Annotated in this window: 16 protein-coding genes; 12 read left to right on the top strand and 4 right to left on the bottom strand. The window is 69.0% G+C overall.

Translation table 11 applies throughout. The features are described from left to right. Nucleotides 1-424 precede the first annotated feature (424 nt). From GQ56_RS0104500 to GQ56_RS0104535, 7 genes are all read left to right on the top strand, one after another. Entirely contained in the window at nucleotides 425-799 is a 375-nt protein-coding gene (locus GQ56_RS0104500) for a hypothetical protein (protein ID WP_031397517.1), read from the top strand. Nucleotides 800-1,168: 369 nt separating this feature from the next. Continuing rightward, on the top strand, nucleotides 1,169-1,729 hold the full coding sequence (locus GQ56_RS0104505) for a GNAT family N-acetyltransferase (protein ID WP_031397518.1): 561 nt from the start codon (nucleotides 1,169-1,171) through the stop codon (nucleotides 1,727-1,729). A gap of 54 nt (nucleotides 1,730-1,783) precedes the next feature. Next, entirely contained in the window at nucleotides 1,784-2,725 is a 942-nt protein-coding gene (locus GQ56_RS0104510) for an ABC transporter substrate-binding protein (RefSeq protein ID WP_031397519.1), read from the top strand. Between the two features lie 44 nt (nucleotides 2,726-2,769). Continuing rightward, a complete protein-coding gene (locus GQ56_RS0104515; RefSeq protein WP_031397520.1) occupies nucleotides 2,770-3,819 on the top strand; it encodes an LLM class flavin-dependent oxidoreductase in 1,050 nt (349 codons plus the stop codon). Nucleotides 3,820-3,826: 7 nt separating this feature from the next. Beyond that, the gene (locus GQ56_RS0104520) at nucleotides 3,827-5,179 is read left to right on the top strand and encodes an LLM class flavin-dependent oxidoreductase (RefSeq protein ID WP_031397521.1); all 1,353 of its coding nucleotides are present in this window, start codon (nucleotides 3,827-3,829) and stop codon (nucleotides 5,177-5,179) included. 63 nt (nucleotides 5,180-5,242) lie between these two features. After that, nucleotides 5,243-7,030 carry an amino acid ABC transporter permease/ATP-binding protein gene (locus tag GQ56_RS40350; protein ID WP_075122856.1) on the top strand — a complete coding sequence of 596 codons (1,788 nt, stop codon included), beginning with the start codon at nucleotides 5,243-5,245 and terminating at the stop codon, nucleotides 7,028-7,030. Nucleotides 7,031-7,064: 34 nt separating this feature from the next. Then, a complete protein-coding gene (locus GQ56_RS0104535; protein WP_031397522.1) occupies nucleotides 7,065-7,997 on the top strand; it encodes an ABC transporter substrate-binding protein in 933 nt (310 codons plus the stop codon). Nucleotides 7,998-8,061: 64 nt separating this feature from the next. Here the strand turns inward: GQ56_RS0104535 and GQ56_RS0104540 are convergent, their stop codons facing one another. The 3 genes from GQ56_RS0104540 to GQ56_RS0104550 all read right to left on the bottom strand — a co-directional run bounded on the left by GQ56_RS0104540 (nucleotide 8,062) and on the right by GQ56_RS0104550 (nucleotide 11,363). After that, nucleotides 8,062-8,973: an alpha/beta fold hydrolase gene (locus GQ56_RS0104540; protein WP_031397523.1), complete on the bottom strand. Its 912-nt coding sequence runs from the start codon at nucleotides 8,971-8,973 to the stop codon at nucleotides 8,062-8,064. A 283-nt stretch (nucleotides 8,974-9,256) separates the two neighbouring features. Then, nucleotides 9,257-10,345, bottom strand: coding sequence for an LLM class flavin-dependent oxidoreductase (locus GQ56_RS0104545; protein ID WP_031397524.1), 1,089 nt, complete (start codon nucleotides 10,343-10,345; stop codon nucleotides 9,257-9,259). Nucleotides 10,346-10,397: 52 nt separating this feature from the next. Further along, nucleotides 10,398-11,363, bottom strand: a complete 966-nt coding sequence (locus GQ56_RS0104550; protein ID WP_031397525.1) for an ABC transporter substrate-binding protein — start codon at nucleotides 11,361-11,363, stop codon at nucleotides 10,398-10,400. Between the two features lie 299 nt (nucleotides 11,364-11,662). Between GQ56_RS0104550 and GQ56_RS0104555 the strand changes: the two genes are divergently transcribed. Both GQ56_RS0104555 and GQ56_RS0104560 read left to right on the top strand, forming a co-directional pair. Further along, nucleotides 11,663-12,580: an alpha/beta hydrolase family protein gene (locus GQ56_RS0104555; protein WP_031397526.1), complete on the top strand. Its 918-nt coding sequence runs from the start codon at nucleotides 11,663-11,665 to the stop codon at nucleotides 12,578-12,580. After that, nucleotides 12,577-13,008, top strand: a complete 432-nt coding sequence (locus GQ56_RS0104560; RefSeq protein WP_031397527.1) for a MarR family winged helix-turn-helix transcriptional regulator — start codon at nucleotides 12,577-12,579, stop codon at nucleotides 13,006-13,008. Before GQ56_RS0104555 ends, GQ56_RS0104560 begins: the two co-directional genes overlap by 4 nt. A gap of 47 nt (nucleotides 13,009-13,055) precedes the next feature. Here the strand turns inward: GQ56_RS0104560 and adhP are convergent, their stop codons facing one another. Beyond that, on the bottom strand, nucleotides 13,056-14,084 hold the full coding sequence (adhP, locus tag GQ56_RS0104565; protein WP_031397528.1) for an alcohol dehydrogenase AdhP: 1,029 nt from the start codon (nucleotides 14,082-14,084) through the stop codon (nucleotides 13,056-13,058). Between the two features lie 410 nt (nucleotides 14,085-14,494). Here adhP and GQ56_RS0104570 point away from each other — a divergent pair, with 410 nt between their 5' ends. From GQ56_RS0104570 to otsA, 3 genes are all read left to right on the top strand, one after another. Further along, a complete protein-coding gene (locus tag GQ56_RS0104570) occupies nucleotides 14,495-16,573 on the top strand; it encodes a TonB-dependent receptor (RefSeq protein ID WP_235212625.1) in 2,079 nt (692 codons plus the stop codon). A 466-nt stretch (nucleotides 16,574-17,039) separates the two neighbouring features. Then, on the top strand, nucleotides 17,040-18,659 hold the full coding sequence (locus GQ56_RS0104575; protein ID WP_031397530.1) for a methyl-accepting chemotaxis protein: 1,620 nt from the start codon (nucleotides 17,040-17,042) through the stop codon (nucleotides 18,657-18,659). A gap of 608 nt (nucleotides 18,660-19,267) precedes the next feature. Beyond that, nucleotides 19,268-20,674, top strand: a complete 1,407-nt coding sequence (gene otsA, locus GQ56_RS0104585; protein ID WP_031397531.1) for an alpha,alpha-trehalose-phosphate synthase (UDP-forming) — start codon at nucleotides 19,268-19,270, stop codon at nucleotides 20,672-20,674. Nucleotides 20,675-20,805 lie beyond the last annotated feature (131 nt).

Raw genomic sequence — 20,805 nt, forward strand, 5'->3', positions numbered from 1 at the left:
TGGTATCGGCACAGTCGGTGGAGCCATCGTTGGCGCTGGCATTGGCTCGGTCTACGGATCGATGGTTGGGGGCGCGCCGGGGGCATACGTGCCGAGCAAGATCCAGGATGAAGGTTGGGCCGCTTTTTTCGGACCCTCTTTTCGCCCTCGATTTGAAGGCATGTGGGGACTGTCGGACTGGCTTCGAAGTCATTTCTGACCCATCGCCCCAATCAAGAGCGCGGGCTCGATCCCATTCAGTGATCGAGAAAACACCCGGCCCATCCCCACACTGACGGGATGGGTCAATTTTGCGCTCCCGATTCAAGCGTCTTGAAAAATCGCCCGACTCTCGTTACCCGACAAGATCACGATTTCCAATCGGCATGCCGCCTTGCAGAGCCATACACGCGACCAATCCCGGAGTCATCGAACCGATACGGCCATGAAAGAAAACGCTCCCCGAGAACAATTCCTGATCGCCTACCTCGTCGCCGGAACGGCTCTGGTTGCGCTGACATCGACAATCTTCGCGATCTGCGAACCTGCGTTCCTCAGCGACTATCTGGGCGGATCGGCAATGTGTCTTGCAGCGTGTTTCCTCGCCCGAAAATTCATCCAGTCAACACGCGGACGTTTTATCGACATCAGCAGGTATACGACTTCAGCATCGATGGGGGCCGTCGGCCTTGCCGTCATCATGTCGGCCGCCGGAATTCTATTGAAGCTTGCCAGCGGAACACCGGTGTTTCTGTTTGTCGTGCCGGCCACCCTTGGAGCGGTGATCCACGATATCGGAAGCCTGCGACGATATCCGTGATCGACGGTCATCCGCGATATCGCCGGCAATTTCCGCCCGGCCCGACGAGAGTCCGTCCATGACATCGACAATTCGCGCCTTGAGTACGCTTGGCGTGCGACCCTCGACGCAAGCCCTTTCCGCCCCACCCCACTCCCGCTGCAAGCCTTCTGACGCTCGCCGCGAAATCCTTATCGAAATTGCTTCGTTCGCCTTTGCCGGCCGCGCCGCTAACGTGTTCGAAACGGCGGCGGCCCGCCACCTGCACCGCAGGATGCGCACCCGCCTCCGCCACCACGACAACCGCGCCGCGATAACGGAACAGACCGGACGGGCCGCGTGCCCGCAACCGGCAACGAACGTCCGCATCGCGCGCCCTTCGCGATGCCCATGGCCACGAACGACCGCCTCATCGACACGACGCCGCTCGATCTCCGCGCGCAGCCGCTGATCGACGCGCTGATCGACGAGTATTCGACCCGCTACCACGCATACCGCCCCGACAGCCGCGCGTCCGCGCGCGACGAACTCGCCCGCTATCCGGCCGAACTGTTCGCCCCGCCCGACGGCGCGTTCGTGCTGCTGCTGCGCGACGGCGAAACCGTCGGCGGCGGCGCATTCAAGCGCTACGACGCGCAGACCGCCGAGCTGAAACGCATCTGGACCCGTACGGACCTGCGCCGCCAGGGCCTCGCGCGGCTGATCGTCGACGCGCTCGAACTGCGCGCCGCGCAACAGGGCTATCGCCGCATCTACCTGACCACCGGCTTCCGCCAGCCCGAAGCATGGTCGCTGTACGACCGCACCGGCTACACGCGGTTGTTCGATTCGGCGATCGAGCCCGAAGCGTATTTTCATTTGCCGTTCGGCAAGGACCTCGCCGATCCCGCGCGCACGTCCACGCTCGCCGATCTGTGGGCGCCGTTGCCCGAACCCGTGTCGCCGCGCTGACCGCGCGACCGCGCTGACTTTCCCGGATTCCGCTCTCCACGACAGGACGTTCCCATGCAACGAGCCGTATCGCTCTCTTCCCGCGCCGCACGCACGCTGGCCGCCACGCTGATCGGCCTGACCGCGTTCGCCGCGGCCGCCGCCACGTTCGACCTGAGCCCCGAGCAGCGCGGCCGTCCGCGCGGCATCGCCGATGCGGCCGTCGAACGCGCGGTGCCCGCGTCGTTCAGGTTCGCCGAGCCTGACACGCTGACGATCGGCATCGCGCCGAGCCTGCCGCCGATCAGCTCGTATGCGACCGACGCGCGCACGGTGATCGGCTTCGACGCCGACGTCGGCCAGCTCGTGTCCGACAGCCTCGGCCGCAAGTTGAAGATCGTCCCGCTCGCGTGGGCCGACTGGCCGCTCGCGCTCGAATCGGGGAAGGTCGACGCGGTGATCTCAAACGTGACCGTCACCGAGGAGCGCAAGCAGAAGTTCGACTTCTCGTCGTACCGGCGCGACCTGGTGGGCTTCTACGTGCGCAACGACAGCAAGATCCAGGCGATCCGCGAGCCGAAGGACGTCGCGGGGCTGCGCGTCGTGACCGACGCCGGCACCAACCAGGAAAAGATCCTGCTCGCGTGGGATCGCGAGAACGTCGCGCACGGGCTGAAACCCGTGCAGATCCAGTATTACGACGATCAGGCGATGCGCATCGTCGCCGTGCAGTCGGGCCGCGCCGACGTCGTGTTCAGCGTGAACTCGGTGCTCGCGTACCAGAGCGCGCAGCAAGGCAAGACGCGGCTCGTCGGCGCGATCAGCGGCGGCTGGCCGCGCACGGCCGACATCGCGATCGCGACGCGTCGCGGCAGCGGGCTTGCCGAACCGCTGACCGTCGCGCTGAACGGGCTGATCAGGAACGGCCGCTACCAGCAGGTGCTCGACCGCTGGAACCTCGCGTCGGAAGCGATCGACCAGTCGCGCACGAATCCGCCGGGGCTGCCGAAAAGCTGAGCGCCGCCCCGCCCATCCACGCCATACGCAGGACGCCGCCCACCATGTCTTATTCGCTTTCGTTGCTGGACAAGAGCCCGATCGCCGACGGCGCAAGCGCCGCCGACGCGCTGCGCTTCACGACGACGCTCGCGCAGCGCGCGGAACAGCTCGGCTACGCGCGCTTCTGGGTCGCCGAGCATCACGGCGCGCCGGGCTTCGCAAGCTCGGCGCCGGAAATCGTCGTCGCCCACCTGCTAGCGCATACGTCACGCATCCGGGTCGGCTCCGGCGGCGTGATGCTGCAGCACTACAGCCCGTTCAAGGTCGCCGAGTCGTTCAAGCTGCTGGCCGCGCTCGCGCCGGGCCGCGTCGATCTCGGCGTCGGCAAGGCGCCCGGCGGGCTGCCGCTGACCACGCGCGCGCTGCAGTGGTTCCACGACAAGGCGCGCAAGCCGGGCTTCGAGGGCCAGCTCGCGGAACTCGACGCGTTTCTCGGCTGGGGCGTCGCCGAGGATCATCCGCTTGCCGGCGCGGTGGCGCTGCCCGTGCCGCCGCAAGCGCCCGAGCGCATCCTGCTCGGCGCCTCGCCGGACAGCGGCGCGCTCGCCGCGCGCCACGGCTGGCGGTTCTGCTACGCGGGGCACTTCAACGGCGACGACGCGAATCTCGAACGCTCGCTCGAGGCCTACCGCAACGCAGGCGGCACCCGGTCGCTCGTCGCGCTGTACGCGGTCGCCGCGCCGACGCGCGACGAAGCCGAACGGCTGATCGGTCCGATGAAGATCTTCAAGCTGCAGCTCGCGGGAGGCCCGAGCTTCAACCTCGCCAGCGCGCAGGCGGCCGCCGAATTCGCGCGGCAAAGCGGCGCGTCCGACTACCGGATCGACGAGCTGCGACCCACGGTTCTGGCCGATACGCCCGAGCGCGTGCACCGCGCGCTCGACGCGTTGAGCCGGCGGCTCGACGTCGACGCGTTCGTGATCGACTCGCCGGTGACCGATTACGCGGCGCGGCTCGCGTCGGCCGAATGGCTCGGCGGCGCGCAGTCGGCCACGCCGTTGCAGGCGGCCCTCGCGGCCGACAATTCCCTCAGCCCTGACCAGAACGCGTGACACGCCCATGACCACCCGACGATCGATCCCCTTCGGCCTGATGCTGCAAGGCGCAGGCAGCCACATGAATGCCTGGCGGCACCCGAGCAACCCGCCGGACGCGAGCATCAACCTCGATTTCGCGATCGGCGTCGCGCGCAAGGCGGAAGCCGCCGGCATCGCGTTCGCGTTCGTCGCGGACGGCCTCTACATCAACGAGAAGTCGATCCCGCACTTCCTGAACCGCTTCGAGCCGCTGACCGTGCTGTCGGCGCTCGCGGTCGCGACGAAGAAGATCGGTCTCGCCGGCACGATCTCGACGTCGTACAGCGAACCGTTCACGGTCGCGCGCCAGCTCGCGTCGCTCGACGCGATCAGCGGCGGGCGCGCGGGCTGGAACGTCGTGACGACGCCGCTCGAAGGCACCGCGAAGAATTTCGGCAAGACGCATCCCGATCACGCACTGCGCTACGAGATCGCCGACGAATACCTCGACGTCGTGCAGGGCCTGTGGGACAGCTGGGACGACGATGCCTTCGTGCGCGACCGCGCAACCGGCCGCTTCTTCGATCGCGACAAACTCCACACGCTCGATCACCACGGCCGCTTCTTCCAGGTGGCGGGCCCGCTGAACATCCAGCGCTCGCCGCAGGGGCAGCCGGTGATCTTCCAGGCCGGCTCGTCCGACACCGGCATCGGGCTCGCGGGCAAGTACGCGGATGCGGTGTTCACCCATTCGCCGTCGCTCGACGAGACGGCCGAGTTCACGCGGCGCGTGAAGCAGAGCGCGATCGAGCACGGGCGGCAGGCCGGCGACGTGAAGATCTTCCCCGGCATCGGCCCGATCGTCGGTCGCACGGCCGCCGAGGCCGAGGACAAATACCAGGCGATCCGCGACCTGTTGACGATCGACGAAGCGCTCGCGTATCTCGGCCGCTATTTCGATCATCACGATTTCACGCAGTACGCGCTCGACGCGCCGTTCCCGGAACTCGGCGAAATCGGCCGCAACAGCTTCCGCTCGACCACCGACCGGATCAAGGCCGACGCGAAGCAGCAAGGCCTGTCGCTGCGCGAAACGGCCCTCGCCGTGGCCACGCCGCGCCCGAACTTCATCGGCACGGCCGAGCATGTCGCCGACGAGCTGATCCGCTGGCACGACGCGGGCGCCGGCGACGGCTTCATCCTCGGCTTCGCGGTCCAGGCGCAGGGCGTCGACGATTTCGTCGAGCTCGTGATTCCGGTGCTCGAGGCGCGCGGGCGCTACAGCCGCGACCTCCCCGGCGCGACGCTGCGCGACCACCTCGGGCTGCCGCGCAAGGCCAGCCGCCACGCGACGCCCGGCGCGCCGCACGAAACGGCGGCCGAAGCGCACGCCTGACGCCGCCGCGCCGCCCGTGCGCGACGCGCCCGCCGCCCGACCGACTCGAGGACTTCCACCGACATGAGCGACACGACCCACCTCGGCGGCGCGCTGCCGCCGCTCTCTCCCCCCGGCGCGCATGACGCCGCCACGCGTTTCCGGATCGTCCCCGCGCGCCACCGGTCGCGCACGGCCGGCACCGTGCTCGCCGTCGCGCTGATCGCGATCGTGCTGCACTCGATCCTCGGCAACCCGCAGTGGGGCTGGCCAGTCTTTGCGGAATGGTTCCTGTCGCCGCCGGTGCTGTCGGGGCTGGCGCGCACGCTGGTGCTGACGCTGCTGGGCGCGGCGTTCGGCCTCGTGCTCGGCGCGTTCGTCGCGCTGGCCCGGCTGTCGCGTTCGCGGCTGCTGTCCGCGAGCGCGTGGATCTTCGTGTGGCTGTTCCGCTCGATTCCGCTGATCGTGCTGCTGCTGATCCTGAACAACCTCGGCTACCTGTACGAGCATGTGCGGCTCGGCGTGCCGTTCACCGACATCGTGTGGTTCGACACGCCGACCACCGACCTGATCAGCCCGTTCTTCGCGGCCGTTCTGGGCCTCTCGCTGCATCACGCGGCGTTTTCCGCGGAGGTGATCCGCGGCGGCATTCTCGCGGTCGACCAGGGCCAGCTCGAAGCCGCTGCCGCGCTCGGGCTGCCGCGCGGCCGCCAGACCGCGCGGATCGTGCTGCCGCAGGCGATGCGCGCGATCCTGCCCACCGCGTTCAACGACCTGATCATGCTCGCGAAAGGCACGTCGATGGTGTACGTGCTCGCGATGCCCGAGCTGTTCTACACGGTGCAGGTGATCTATCGCCGCAATCTCGAAGTGATTCCGCTGCTGATGGTGGCCACCGTCTGGTACCTGATCATCCTGACCGTGCTGTCGGCGATCCAGGTGCAGGTCGAGCGCCACTATGCCCGCGGCGCGCTGCGCAATCCGCCGCCGTCCGTGCTCACCTTCGCGCTCGCGCGCATCGGCGCGCTGTGGCGGCGTGTCGCGTCACGCCGCGCGGCGCCCGCCGCGCAGGCCTCCGGCGACGCCGACTCGGTTGCCGCCGCGCCGCGCAGCGGCGGCGAGGTGGGCGTGCATCACGTCTCGAAGCAGTTCGGCATGCAGCGCGTGCTCGACAACGTGTCGTTCGTCGCGCCGCGCGGCAGCGTGACCGTGATCGTCGGGCCGTCGGGCTCGGGCAAGTCGACGCTGCTGCGCACGATCAACCATCTCGAACGCGTCGACGACGGCTTCATCGACATCGACGGCGAACTGATCGGCTATCGCCGCGACGGCGACGTGCTCCACGAGCTGAAGGAGCGCGAGGTCCTGAAGCGCCGCACGGCCGTCGGGATGGTGTTCCAGAATTTCAACCTGTTCCCGCACCTGACGGTGCTCGAGAACCTCATCGAGGCGCCGGTCGTCGTCGGCGGCGTCACGCGCGACGCCGCCGAACGCATCGCCCGCACGCTGCTGGCGCGTGTCGGTCTCGCCGACAAGGCCGACGCGTATCCGCGCCAGCTGTCCGGCGGCCAGCAGCAGCGCGTCGCGATCGCGCGGGCGCTCGCGCTGCGCCCCAAGGTGCTGCTGTTCGACGAGCCCACGTCGGCGCTCGATCCGGAACTCGTCAACGAGGTGCTCGACGTGATCAAGGAGCTTGCGCGCTCGGGCACGACGCTCGTGATCGTCACGCACGAGATCGGCTTCGCGCGCGAAGTCGCGGACAACGTGCTGTTCATGGAGCGCGGGCGCATCGTCGAGGCCGGGCCGCCGGCCGTCGTGCTCGACGCGCCGACGCATCCGCGCACGCGCGCGTTCCTGTCGCGGGTGCTGTGATGCGTGCCGCGCCCGACCTGCGAGGTATCGCACGATGACCGACCGACGACGCTTCATGACCGCCGCGCTGGTCGCGGCAACGGGCCTGCCATGGCGTGCGGCGCATGCGGCCGCCGCCACCGCCGACCTCGATCCGCGCCAGGCCGGCCGCGTGCGCGCCGAACGCGACGACGCGGCGATCCGCGCGGCAGCCGGCTACCGATGGGTGCGCGACGGCGCGTTCACGGTCGCGATTTCACCGCACGCGCCGCCCGTGTCGACCTACGCGACCGACGCGCGCACCGTGGTCGGCGCCGATCCCGACTATGCGCAACTCGTCGCCGACGCGCTCGGCCGCACGCTCGTGCTGTTGCCGATCGCATGGGCCGACTGGCCGCTCGGGCTGACGTCGGGCAAGTACGACGCGGTGATCTCGAACGTCGGCGTGACCGAGAAGCGCAAGGAAAAATACGATTTCACGACCTACCGGCTCGGGCTGCACGGCTTCTACGTGCGCACCGGCAGCCCGATCGCGAAGATCGCCGAGCCGAAGGACATCGCCGGCCTGCGCATCATCACGGGCGCCGGAACCAGCCAGGAGCACATCCTGCTCGAATGGAACCGGCGCAACGTCGCGCAGGGGCTGAAGCCGGCCGAACTGCTCTATTTCGACGACGATGCGGCCTCGCGCGTCGCGCTGCTGTCGGGGCGCGCCGATGCGGAGCTGAACCCGAACGCGACGCTCGCGTACGAGGCCGCGCGCACCGGCAAGATTCGCCGCGTCGGCGTCGTCAACGCGGGCTGGCCGGCCAATGCCGACGTCGCGATCGCGACGCGGCGCGGCAGCGGGCTCGCGCCCGCGCTGACGCAAGCGACGAATGCGCTGATCGGCAGCGGCCGCTACGGACAGGCGCTCGCGCGCTGGGGTTTGCAGAGCGAGGCGATCGCGCGTGCGGAAACCAATCCGCCGGGATTGCCGTCGTTTTGAACGCAGGGGCCGGGGGACGCCGCGACGGGCGCCCGGAAGGCCGGAATGCCGGCGACAGCCCGTGTCAGCGCCGGGCGCAGTCGTGCGAGAACTGCCGGATCAGCGCGGCGAGATCGCGCGGAATCTCGACGATCATCGCATGCGTCGCGTCGACGTACTCGACGCGCGTACCGGCCTGCCCGGCCATCGCGTCCAGTTGCTGACGAAGCCCCTCCGCATAGGCCGCCAGCAACGGCGGCAGCCACTCGATCCCGCGATCCACGGGATTCGGCCGGGTTCCGCGCACGATCAGCAGCGGGCACGACAGCGATCGATAGAGGCCGAGCACGTCGGTCTCGTCCAGGCTTGCCTGGATCTCCCGCTGCGCGGCCTCGCCGGGCCTGAAGCCCACCCGGCCGCCGCCCAGGTCCTGCATGCCGCGCCGCAGGCTTTCCTCCAGCAGCTCGGGCGCCACGCCCATGCGCGCGGCGGCGCCGAGGGCCTGCTGCACCATCGCGTTCGCCTCCGCGTCGGACAGCGTTCTGCCGGCCAGGGCCACCTCGAACGCCCGAAGCTGCTGCAGTCGCTCGAGCACGACGTCCCTGTCGATCCCGATGTAATACTCCGGCCGCCCTTTGCCGAAACCGTCGAGATTGACGACGCCCGCCGTTTCCGGATGCTCGTGCGCGTAACGCGCGGCCACGATGCCGCCCAGCGAGTGGCCGACGATCGTCGCGTGCTCCGCCGCACAGCGGGTCAGCACCGCATGAACGTCGTCCAGCACGGCCGGCCATGTCCACGCGCCCGCGCCGGAGCGGCCATGGCTTCTCAGGTCCATCGCGATCAGCCGGTAGTCGTCCGCGAGCAGCGGGAGGATCTTCGACCAGTCCAGCAACGAGCGCCCGAGCCCGTGCAGGAACAGCAAAGGCGCACCGGCGCCTTGTGTATCCCTCACGGCAATGTCGACGTCGCCGTTGGCGACACGGAATTCCTTCACGTTGCACTCCTCGAGGCCCGCCCGCGATCGACGGGAAGCGGCGACCGGCAGCGGCCGGCCGTTCGCGGATCAGATGAAGCGCTGGCGTCGCGATCTGGTCCGTGCATCGCGCGCGGCGACCGTAACGAAGCGGCCCGCCCACCCGGAACGACCGCACGGCCGCACGCCCGCGCACGATTGCCGGCGCACGCCAGCATCGTCCGCCGGATCGTACGCGATCGAGGCCGCCCGCGTTACTGACAAAACTGACCGGTGCGCCGCGGGCAGGCCGGGCCGGCCCGCGCTACGCCGCCGCGTGATGCCGGTCGAGTTCCGCGACGTGCGCGTGAATCGCCGGAATCAGGTCGCGCCCGTAGGCGAGCGCGTCGTCGAGCGGATCGAACCCGCGAATCAGGAACGTCGACACGCCGAGCCGGTAATACGCGCCGAGCGCACGCGCGACCTGTTCGGGCGTGCCGACCAGCGCGGTCGAATTCCAGCGCGCGCCGGTCAGGTTCGCGACGCCCATCCACAGCCGTTCGTCGAGCACGTCGCCCTGCGCGGCGGCGGCCATCAGCCGCTGCGAGCCCGCATTCTGCGGCGCGTGGCCGGCAACCGGCTGGCCGTTCGCGACGCGTGCCGCGCGCACGCGTTCGCGGATCGCCTCGGCCTTCGCCCATGCGGCCGCCTCGGTATCCGCGACGATCGGCCGGAACGACACGCTGATGCGCGGCGCGCGCCCGAACGGCGCGGCGGCGGCCCGCACGCGTGCGATCTGTTCGCGCACCGACGCGAGCGGCTCGCCCCACGTCATGTAGACGTCGGCGTGCTCGCCCGCGACCGCCAGCGCGGCCGGCGACGATCCGCCGAAATAGATCGGCACGTGCGGCCGCTGCGCGCCCCTCACGAGCGGCGACGCGCCGCGCAGCCGGTAGAACGGGCCGTCGTGGTCGACCGGCGCATCGGCCAGCCAGATCCGCTTCAGCACGTCGAGGTATTCGCCGGTGCGGCGGTAGCGCGCATCGTGCGGCACGAAATCGCCGTCGCGCTGCAGGTCCGTATCGTCGCCGCCGGACACGACGTTCAGCGCGAGCCGGCCGCCGCTGAACACGTCGAGCGTCGCGATCTGCCGCGCGGCCGCCGACGGCACGATCACGCCCGGCCGGTGCGCGAGCAGGATGCGGATGCGTTCGGTCGCGGCGGCCGCGAACGACGCGACGATGAAGCCGTCCGCCGCGTTGCTGAAATGGCCGACCAGGATCTGGTCGAATCCGGCGGCCTCGTGCGCCTGCGCGAAGCGGCGCACGTATTCGGGCTGGACGGCCGCGCCGCCCGGTACGTCGACCTCCGCGCCGGGCGTCGCGGTGATCATGCCGATGATGTCGACGGGCATGTCGGGATGTCCTTGAAGTACGGGATCGGGAATCGGGCTGACGGCCGTGCGGTCACTGCGCGGCGGCCGTCTTTTGCGCGGGCGCCGCGAATGCGCCCGCATACGAGTGGTCGAGCAGTTTCGACGTGTCGTACGCGGCCGGAATCACGCCGGCCTTGTAAAGGAAGTCGGCCGTGTTCTGCGCGTCCTTCGCGGCCGTCGCGTCGACCGGCCCCACGCGCTGCTTCGCGTGGTTGAGCCAGCGGTACGCGACGTCGGGTTCGAGCTTCGCGCGCTTCGCCCACAGGTCCGCGTACTCGCGCGGATGGCTGTCGACCCACTGGCGCGCCGCGACGACGCGCCGCAGGAAATCGGTGATCTCGGCGCGCTTGTCCGATGCGGCCTGCTCGTTCGCGGCGACGAAGCTCAGCGCCGGCATCAGCCCTTGCGCGGTGGCGACGGGCCGCGCGCCCTGCCGCAATGCGAGCGTGCTGACGAACGGCTCCCACAGCGACACCGCGTCGACCGAGCCGTTCGCGAGCGCGTTGGTCGCATCGATCGGCATCAGGTACGCATACTTGACCGAATCCGCGCGCAGGCCGGCGTGTTCGAGCGCGCGCAGCACGAGCTGCTGGCTCCACGCGCCGCGCCACACGGCCACGGTCTTGCCCTGCAGGTCGGCCACGGTGCGCACCGGCGAGTCCTTCGGCACCAGGATCGCGACGCCGTCGAGGCTCTGCCGCGACACCGCGACGACCTTGACCGGCGCACCGCGCGCGGCGAGCGTCAGCAGCGCGGAATCGCCGAGGAAGCCGACGTCGATCGCGTTGCCGTTCAGGCTTTCGGCCACCGGCGCGGCAGCCTGGAAATGTTTCCACTCGATCGTGTAAGGCAGGTCCTTCAGCACGCCGGACGCCTCCATCGACGCCTGGATGTTGAAGTAGTTCTGTTCACCGACGCGCAGCGTGACGGTGTCTTTCGCGATGCCCGGCTGGGCGGCAAGCGCCAGCATGAGCGCCGTGACGATTCGGCTCAGCAACGTGATCTCCCGGAGGGTTGGCGGGCCGCCGCGCAACGGCGGCGGCCCGTTGTCCGCCGTGCGCGACGTCCGGCGGAACGGATGGAACCGGTGACGATACGTCGATCCGCTTCATGAGACAAACGCAATATTCTGCTATGCAAAGATGCAAATATTTTATGAATCGACGGCGTCGGCGGTCGCCGTCGCCCGCCCTTCGCGAAACCGGGTTCGAACGACTCTTCGACATATATTTCGCACGCGAAATAAATTGCGTACTATATTTCGCATACGAAATATCATCCCGGAGCGAGGCCCCCATGACTGCCCAACCGATCGAGTTTTCCGCCGCCGACGGCTACACGCTGCACGGTACGCTGTGGTCGCCGGACACCGAGCCGCGCGCGCTGGTGCTGATCCATCCGGCGACGGCCGTGCCGGAGCGGCTCTATGCGGGGTTCGCCCGCTTCCTGACCGGGCGCGGCTTCGCGGCGCTGACCTACAACTACCGCGGCATCGGCACGTCCCGCCCCGCACGCCTGGCCGCGCTGCGGGCCCGGATGCGCGACTGGATGGAACTCGACGTGGGCGGCGCGACCGCGTGGGCGCGGCAGACGTACGAAGGGCTGCCGCTGCTGGCGGTCGGGCACAGCGTCGGCGGGCATGCGATCGGGCTGTCCGCGAGCACGACGCACCTGCGCGCGGCCGTGCTGGTCGCCGCGCATGCGGGCAGCACGCGACTGATCACGCAGGCGGCCGAGCGCCTGAAGGTGCGGCTGATCCTGCGCGTGGTCGGCCCGCTGATGTCCGCGCTGCTCGGCTACGTGCCCGGCAAGCAGCTCGGGCTCGGCGAGGATCTGCCCGCCGGCGTGTTCCGCGAATGGAGCCGCTGGACGACGCTGCCGCACTATTTCTTCGACGATCCGACGCTCGGCGCGGCCGAGCGCTACGCGAAGCAGCAGTTGCCGATCCTCGCGCTCGGCTTCGACGACGATCCGTGGGCGAACCCGGGCGCGATCGGGCTGCTGGTAAGCTATCTGACCCGCGCGGCGGTCGAACGGCGCCAGATCGATCCGCACGCGGCGGGCAGCGGCCCGGTCGGGCACATGGGCTTCTTCCGCAGCCGCCCCGGCACGGTGCTGTGGCCCGACGTGGCCGACTGGCTCGCGCGGGCGATCGAACCGCCTCGCGGCGCGAGCCGCCCCTCCCTCTCCATTGCAGCCGGGAACCCAGCTTGAGCGAAGACCGACGACTGTTTTTCATGTTGAACATCGGCCAGCGGCGCGTGCAGCGCTGGATCGACCGCAAGGCGGAAACGGAGACGCGCGCAAGCGCCGCACAGGCCGGCGCGCTGTTCTGTCTCGCGAAGCAGGACGGCGCGCTGATCGGCGAGATCGGCGCCGCGCTGCAGCTTGCGCCGTCCGCGATGACGGGGCTCGCCGACCGGATGGCGAAAGGCGGCCTGATCACGCGTCACGCCGATTCGGACGACGGCCGGGCGACCCGCCTGTACCTGACCGACGAAGGCCATGCGGCGCTCAAGCGGGCGCGCGTGCTGCTGCGCGAGCTGAACGGCAAGCTGTGCGACGGCTTCTCGGACGAGGAACTCGATACCGTCGCGCGCTGGCTGCACGCGTTGCAGGACCGGTTTCCGGCGGAACGCTGAACGGCGCCGCCGCGGGGCCGCCGGTTCCTCGACGGCCCCGCGGCGCGTCATTGCATGTCGGTCAGCACGATGCGCCCGTCGACCTTGCCTTCGCGCAACTTCGCGAAGATGTCGTTGATGTTTCCCAGCCGGTCGCGATGGATATGGGCGCGCACCAGCCCGTCGGCGGCGAAATCGAGCGACTCCTGCAGGTCGCGCCGCGTCCCGACGATCGAGCCGCGCACCGTAATGCCGTTCAGCACGGTCGAGAAGATCGGCAACGGGAAATCGCCGGGCGGCAGGCCGTTGAGCGCGACCGTGCCGCCGCGCCGCACCATCCCGAGCGCCTGCGCGAACGCGCCGCGCGAGACGGCCGTGACGAGCACGCCGTGCGCGCCGCCGATCTCCTTCTGGATCACGCTGGCCGGATCGTCGATCGATGCATCGATCGTCAGTTGCGCGCCGAGCTGCCGCGCCAGCGCAAGCTTGTCGGGCGAAATGTCGATCGCCGCGACGTGCAGGCCCATCGCGCGCGCATATTGCACGGCGACGTGCCCGAGCCCGCCGATGCCCGAGATCGCGAGCCACTGGCCCGGACGCGTGTCGGTGACGCGAATGCCCTTGTAGACGGTCACGCCCGCGCACAGGATCGGCGCGATCTCGTCGAACGCAACCTGCGCCGGCAGATGGCCGACGTAGTCGGGATCGGCCAGCACGTATTCGGCGTAGCTGCCGTTCACCGAATAACCGGTGTTCTGCTGGCCGTGGCACAGCGTCTCCCAGCCGGTGTGGCAGTACTCGCAATGGCCGCAGGCCGTATAGAGCCACGGCACGCCCACGCGGTCGCCCTCGCGTACGTGCGTGACGCCCGCGCCGACCGCCGCGACGATGCCGACACCCTCGTGCCCCGGAATGAACGGCAGCGACGGCTTGACCGGCCAGTCGCCGTCGGCCGCATGCAGGTCGGTATGGCAGACGCCGGATGCCTTGATGTTGACGAGAATCTGGCCGGGCCCCGGCGTCGGCACGGGCACCTCCTCGATGCGCAGCGGTTCGCCGAAGGCGTGCACTACGGCCGCTTTCATGGTCTGGGTCATGCGTCGCTCCTGCCTGGTCGATGAGCGATCCAGTATCCGGCTCCGGAATCGGGCGACGTTGATGCGCATCAACGCGCGGGACAATGCGCGGCGGCGGCCCGTGCTTCACGGCGTCGCACCGCGGCGTGCTGCCCGGTCGCCTGGTCGCCTGATCGCCGGATCGGGCCCGCCACCATTTCACTCATCCGACGGAAACCCGACAGATTCCCGTCATCCAGCTTGGAATTTGAAATGATATAACATATCATTTCAACGGCTTGCCCGCCCGGCGCCGTTGCGCCGTGGGGAGGCAAGCCACGTCGAGCCATGTTCCAACGGGTCACTGCGCGCCGATAACGCAACAATATATCGTATCAAGCGGTTGCCCGCATCGCTCGTCATCCGAACTCATTCCAACCGATTCACCGACCATGCGCGACCTCCCTCGTTTACCGCTTCGCCCGCTGTCCCCCCTTTCGCTGATGCTGCTCGCCGCCGTCGTGCACGCGCAGACCGATGCGCCCGCCACGTCCGGCACGCCGTCGTCCGCCCCGCTCGCGCCGATCTTCGTGACTGCGAACCCGCTCGGCGATACCGACCTGATCGCGCCGACCGCCCAGCTTTCCGGCGATGCGCTGACGCGTCGCCAGGCCGATTCGCTCGGCGAGACGCTCAACGGGCTGCCCGGCGTGTCGACCACCACCTACGGGCCGATGGTCGGCCGCCCGATCATCCGCGGGATGGACGGCGACCGGATCCGGCTGCTGCAGAACGGCGTCGCGGCCTACGACGCGTCGTCGCTGTCGTACGACCATGCGGTGCCGCAGGATCCGCTGTCGATCGAACGCGTCGAGATCGTGCGCGGCCCGGCCGCGCTGCTGTACGGCGGCAACGCGGTAGGCGGCGTCGTCAACACGATCGACAACCGGATTCCGCGCGAAGCGATCGAAGGCGTGACGGGCGCGCTCGACGCGCGCTACGGCGGCGCGAACTCGGCGCGCGCGGGCGCCGCGCAGGTCGAAGGCGGCAACGGCCGCTTCGCGTTCCACGTCGACGCGTTCGACCGCGAAACGAGCGCCCTGCGGATTCCCGGCTACGCGCGCAGCAGCGCGCAACGCGCGAGCGACGGCCCCGACACGCCGCAACCGTACGGCAGCGTGCCGAACAGCGACGGCCGCGTGCACGGCGGCGCGGTCGGCGCGTCGTACACGTGGGCGGACGGCTTCGCCGGGCTCTCGTACAGCGGCTACGAATCGAACTACGGCTCCGTCGCGGAAAGCGACGTGCGGCTGCGCATGCGCCAGGAACGCCTCGCGTTCGCGTCCGAGGTGCGCAACCTGAGCGGGCCGTTCACGTCATTGAAATTCGACTTCGCGACCACCGACTACCGGCACAAGGAAGTCGACAACGGCGAGACCGCGACCACCTTCCGCAATCGCGGCTACGAGGCGCGCATCGAGGCGCGGCATCGCCGGATCGGGCCGCTCGAAGGCGCGATCGGCGTGCAGTTCGGCCGGAACACGTTCTCCGCGCTCGGCGACGAAATGCTCGTGCCGTCCACGCGCACGAACAGCGTCGCGCTGTTCGGCCTCGAGGAGTGGCAGGTCGTGCCGGCGCTCAAGCTGAGCTTCGGCGGACGCTTCGAGCATGTGAAGGTCGATCCCGATCCGGCCGGCGTCGAGAAGTTCGCGGGCGCGCAGCCGCGCGAGTTCAACGCGGGCAGCCTCTCGGCGGGCGCCCTGTTCTCGCTGACGCCGGTGTGGTCGGTGGCGGCCAACGTCGCGTACACCGAACGCGCGCCGACCTTCTACGAGCTGTATTCGAACGGTCCGCACGATGCGACCGGCCAGTTCCTGATCGGCAACCCGAACGCGGCGAAGGAGAAGGCCGTCTCGACCGACCTGTCGCTGCGGTATGCGAGCGGCCCGAACCGCGGCAGCGTCGGCGTGTTCTACAACCGCTTCTCGAACTACCTGACCGAGTACAACACGGGCCGCGTCGTCGACGACGACGGCGAGCCCGTCGCGCCCGGCGCCGACGGCGCGCTCAACGAGGCGATCTATCGCGGCGTGCGCGCCGAGTTCTACGGCGTCGAGCTGGACGGCAAGTGGCGCGCGTTCGCGACACGCGGCCACACGGTCGACCTGGAACTGACGGCCGACTACACGCACGCGCGCAACGTCGACACCGGCCAGCCGCTGCCGCGCATCGCGCCGCTGCGCGCGACGCTCGCGGCCGACTACGGCTACGGCCCGTTCGGCGCGCGTGCGCAGGTCACGCACGCGTGGTCGCAGCATCGCGTGCCCGACAACGATTTTTCGACGGACGGCTACACGTCCCTCGGCGTGATGTTGACCTACAAGTTCCGCGTCGGCGCGACGCACTGGCTCGCGTACCTGCGCGGCGACAACCTGACGAACCAGGACATCCGCTACGCGACGTCGGTGGTGCGCGGCTTCGCGCCGGAAGGCGGCCGCAGCGCGATGGCCGGGTTACGCACGACGTTCTGACCCTTGCATGGCCCGCGGCGCCCGCCGCGGGCCGTTTTTCCGGCGGCCCCGCTCCGCCGCGAATTTCCGTTTATCCGCCATTACCGTCATTCGGGCAACGCGCTCCGAAAACCCGTCACGGTTCCCTCCCCGATTTCACCGCAAGTGCATTCCGCGATTCATCCATAAATCCCGGAAAATTCATCAGACGATTATTAACAACAAGACATTTGTGCGCCGCCCAATAAAACCGGTTTCAAATTCCACGTATAAACCTTTAAATCACGGGCGCTCCGGGGTTTATTGATCAAATTCCTGAACGCCCACCTGACAAGGCTTTCAGCGCTAAAAAAACTAATATCAGGGTTTTCGAAGGGTAAAGAATCACCAGACATACCCGTTAAAGCCGGCACGAGCCCGTATCTGGTCGAACAATAATTTCAATTTACCAACTACAGCACAGAGGCACACTGTGAAAATAACCAGAATGAGCATCAAAACCAAGCTCCTGGGCGGCTTCGGCCTGCTCGCCGCGGTTGTCGTGATCGTGTCGGGCATGGCGCTCAAGGCGCTATCCGATACCAATTCCGAGTTTCAGCGCTACACGACCGGGATCAACGCCCGGGCCAACCTGTCCGCGCAGATCCGCACCGCGGTCGACCGGCGCGCGATCGCCGCGCGCAATCTCGTGCTGGTGAGCAAGCCGTCCGACGTCGAAATCGAACTGGCCGAGGTGAACCAGGCGCACAAGGACGTGCAGGAGCGTCTGGCGAAGCTCAAGGACATGATGGCGAACGCGAACGACACCTCCGATCGCGCGCGCGAACTGGTGGCCGACATCGTGCGCATCGAGGGCAACTACGGGCCCGTCGCCCTGCGCATCGTCGGGCTCGCGCAGGCCGGCAAGAAGGACGAGGCGATCGCCGACATCGACGAGAACTGCCGCCCGCTGCTCGCGCAGCTGGTGCGTGCGACCGATGCGTACGCAACCTATACGCATGAACGCGAAATCTTGATCGCGCAGCAATTCGCGGATCGCTACACGACGGAGCGCAACCTGCTGGCCGGCATCTGCCTCGTCGCCGTGGCGATCGCGGCCTGCGGCGGCCTGTGGCTGACGCGCAAGATCACGCTGCCGATCGGCTCGGCCGTGGACGTCGCGCGCACCGTGGCGAACGGCGATCTCGGCAGCCGCATCCAGGTCAGCGGCAACGACGAGACGCGCGACCTGCTCGAAGCGCTGCGGACGATGAACGAACGGCTCATCGGCATCGTCGGCCGCGTGCGGGATTCGTCGAACAGCATCGCGCATGCGGTGAGCGAGATCGCGTCGGGCAACCTCGACCTGAGCCAGCGCACCGAGGAACAGGCCGCATCGCTGCAGGAAACGGCCGCGACGATGGAGGAATTCACGTCGACGGTGCGACTGAACGCGGAGAACGCGCAACAGGCGAGCACGCTCGCCGCGAATGCGTCGGACGTCGCGCAGCGCGGCAGCTCGGTGGTCGGCCGCGTGGTCGACACGATGACGGAGATCGGCCACAGCTCGTCGAAGATCGCCGACATCACCGGCATCATCGAGGGCATCGCGTTCCAGACCAACATCCTCGCGTTGAATGCGGCCGTCGAGGCGGCCCGCGCGGGCGAACAGGGCCGCGGCTTTGCGGTGGTCGCGAGCGAAGTACGCAGTCTCGCGCAGCGCTCGTCGACGGCGGCGAAGGAAATCAAGGAACTGATCTCCGCGTCGGTGCAGACGATCCAGGACGGCTCGGCACTCGCGGGCGAAGCCGGCAAGACGATGTCCGACGTCACGCAGGCCGTCGCGCGCGTGACGGACATCATGGGCGAGATCGCGGCCGCGTCGGCCGAGCAGAGCCGCGGCATCGACCAGGTGAACCTGACGATCACGCAGATGGACGAGACGACGCAGCAGAACGCGGCGCTCGTCGAGCAGGCCGCGGCCGCGTCGAAGTCGCTCGAGGCGCAAGGCCGCGAGCTGTCCGAAACGGTTGCCGCGTTCCGGATGCCGTCCGGCGGACACGCGCCGGCGCCCGGCGCGCACGCGTACGAACCCGTCGCGCCGCACTGGCAGCCGGCCACCGCGTAACGGACGCCGCCGGAAGACGACGATGCGCATGCCGCCGCGCCCTTTCGCCTGCGCGACGCCTGCGCGCGCCGCGCGATGCGCAGCCTTGCGCGGCATGCGGCACGGTCGCGTGTCGTCGTCCGGCGCGTCCCGCACGCACGCGGGACGTCGCGCGTCGCCGATCCGTGCCGCGCGTTCGCGGCACGCGTGCATGTAGCGTATCCGCCGCCGCGACCGTATCGTCGCCAGCCGGCGCGGCGTCGTGCGCGCACCTGGAAATACGCATCGTCACGACCGCTCGCGCGCCGTGCATCCGCCCTTCGTCATCGCCCTTCGTCATCGCCTTGTTCATGACGTGCGGGCAACGCCGCGCCGGCCCGCGCGTTGCGCGTCGCCGCACCGATGGCGTCGAGATCGTGCGGCATCCGCACACGCGGCGCGCGCCGTGCGCGGACTTTTAAAACGGACGAATGGCGAGTATGCTAGAAAAAGCACTCCCCGTTCGGCCGGCGAATCGCGCGCCCTGACTCCCGTCCGATCGTATTGCGGCCCCATCGCATCGATGGCGGCGTCCGCTTCCCGCGCCACGGCCGCACGAACCTTTCCCCCAACAATCGTCAGGAGAGCTGGTGAGCCGTCTCGTCGTCGTATCCAATCGCATTGCAGATCCCCGTAAAGCCGCGGCCGGCGGCCTCGCCGTCGCCGTGAAGGACAGCCTGCAGGAGTCGGGCGGCGTCTGGTTCGGCTGGAGCGGGAGGCTGCGCGGCGGCGACGATCAGCCCACGCACGGCGACGAGGTGCAGATCCAGAACGTCGGCGGCATCCAGCTCGCGACGATCGATCTCGACCCGCAGGATTACGACGCGTACTACCTCGGCTATTCGAACAACGTGCTGTGGCCGGTGTTTCACTACCGGCTCGATCTCGCGCAGTTCGACCGCCGCTTCGCGGACGGCTACCGGCGCGTCAACCAGTTGTTCGCGCGCAAGCTGCGCACGCTGCTGCGGCCCGACGACACCATCTGGGTCCACGATTACCAGCTGATTCCGCTGGCCGCCGAGTTGCGCGCGATGGGCTGCGCGAATCCGATCGGCTTCTTCCTGCACATCCCGATGCCGCCGCCGCCGATCATGGCCGCGATCCCGGAGCACGAGTGGCTGATGCGCTCGCTGTTCGCGTACGACCTGGTCGGCTTCCAGACCGAGTCGGACCTGCTCCACTTCGAGCATTACGTCGAAGCGGAGGCCGGCGCCGCGCGGCTGCCGAACGGCCGCCTGCGCGCGTTCGGCCGCACGCTGTCGGCTGGCGCATTCCCGATCGGCATCAACGTCGACGAATTCGAATCGCTCGCGCACGATCGCGACGGCACCGACATGTTCGAGCGGATGCGCGACGAATACTCGCGCCGCCAGTTGCTCGTCGGCGTCGACCGGCTCGACTACACGAAGGGCTTGCCGCAGCGCGTGCAGGCGTTCCGCCAGTTGCTCGAACAGTATCCGGAGAACCGCAACCGCGCGACGCTGATCCAGATCGCCGCGCCGAGCCGCGAGGATCTCGGCGCCTACGACGACCTGCGGCGCGAGATGGACACCCTGTGCGGCGCGATCAACGGCGATTACGGCGAACTCGAATGGATGCCGATGCGCTACATCCACCGCACCGTTGCACGCAAGCGCCTGCCGGGCCTCTATCGCGCCAGCCGCGTCGCGCTCGTCACGCCGCTGCGCGACGGCATGAATCTCGTCGCGAAGGAGTTCCTCGCCGCGCAGGACGAGGCCGACCCGGGCGTGCTCGTCCTGTCGCGCTTCGCGGGCGCGGCCGAGCAGCTGAAGTCGGCATTGCTGGTCAATCCGTACGACACGCAAGGCACCGCGCAGGCGATCCAGCGCGCGCTCGCGATGCCGCTCGAGGAGCGCCGCCAGCGTCACGCGGCGCTGATGGCGATCGTGCGCAAGACCGACGTGCACTGGTGGCGCACACGCTTTCTCGATGCACTCGCCGAAGCGGCCGAAGTCACGGCCGCAACGGAATCCTGACCCGCGTCACGCAGCCGTTTTGTCGCCGCGCAGTCGCGCGGCGCGCCGCTCACGCCGCACGAGCCGACCGACGCCGGGTTGCCCGCACGCACACGCCCCATCGGTACCCGGTACGCATCGATACGCATCGA

The sequence above is a fragment of the Burkholderia paludis genome, assembly GCF_000732615.1.
Taxonomy (GTDB): Bacteria; Pseudomonadota; Gammaproteobacteria; order Burkholderiales; family Burkholderiaceae; genus Burkholderia; species Burkholderia paludis.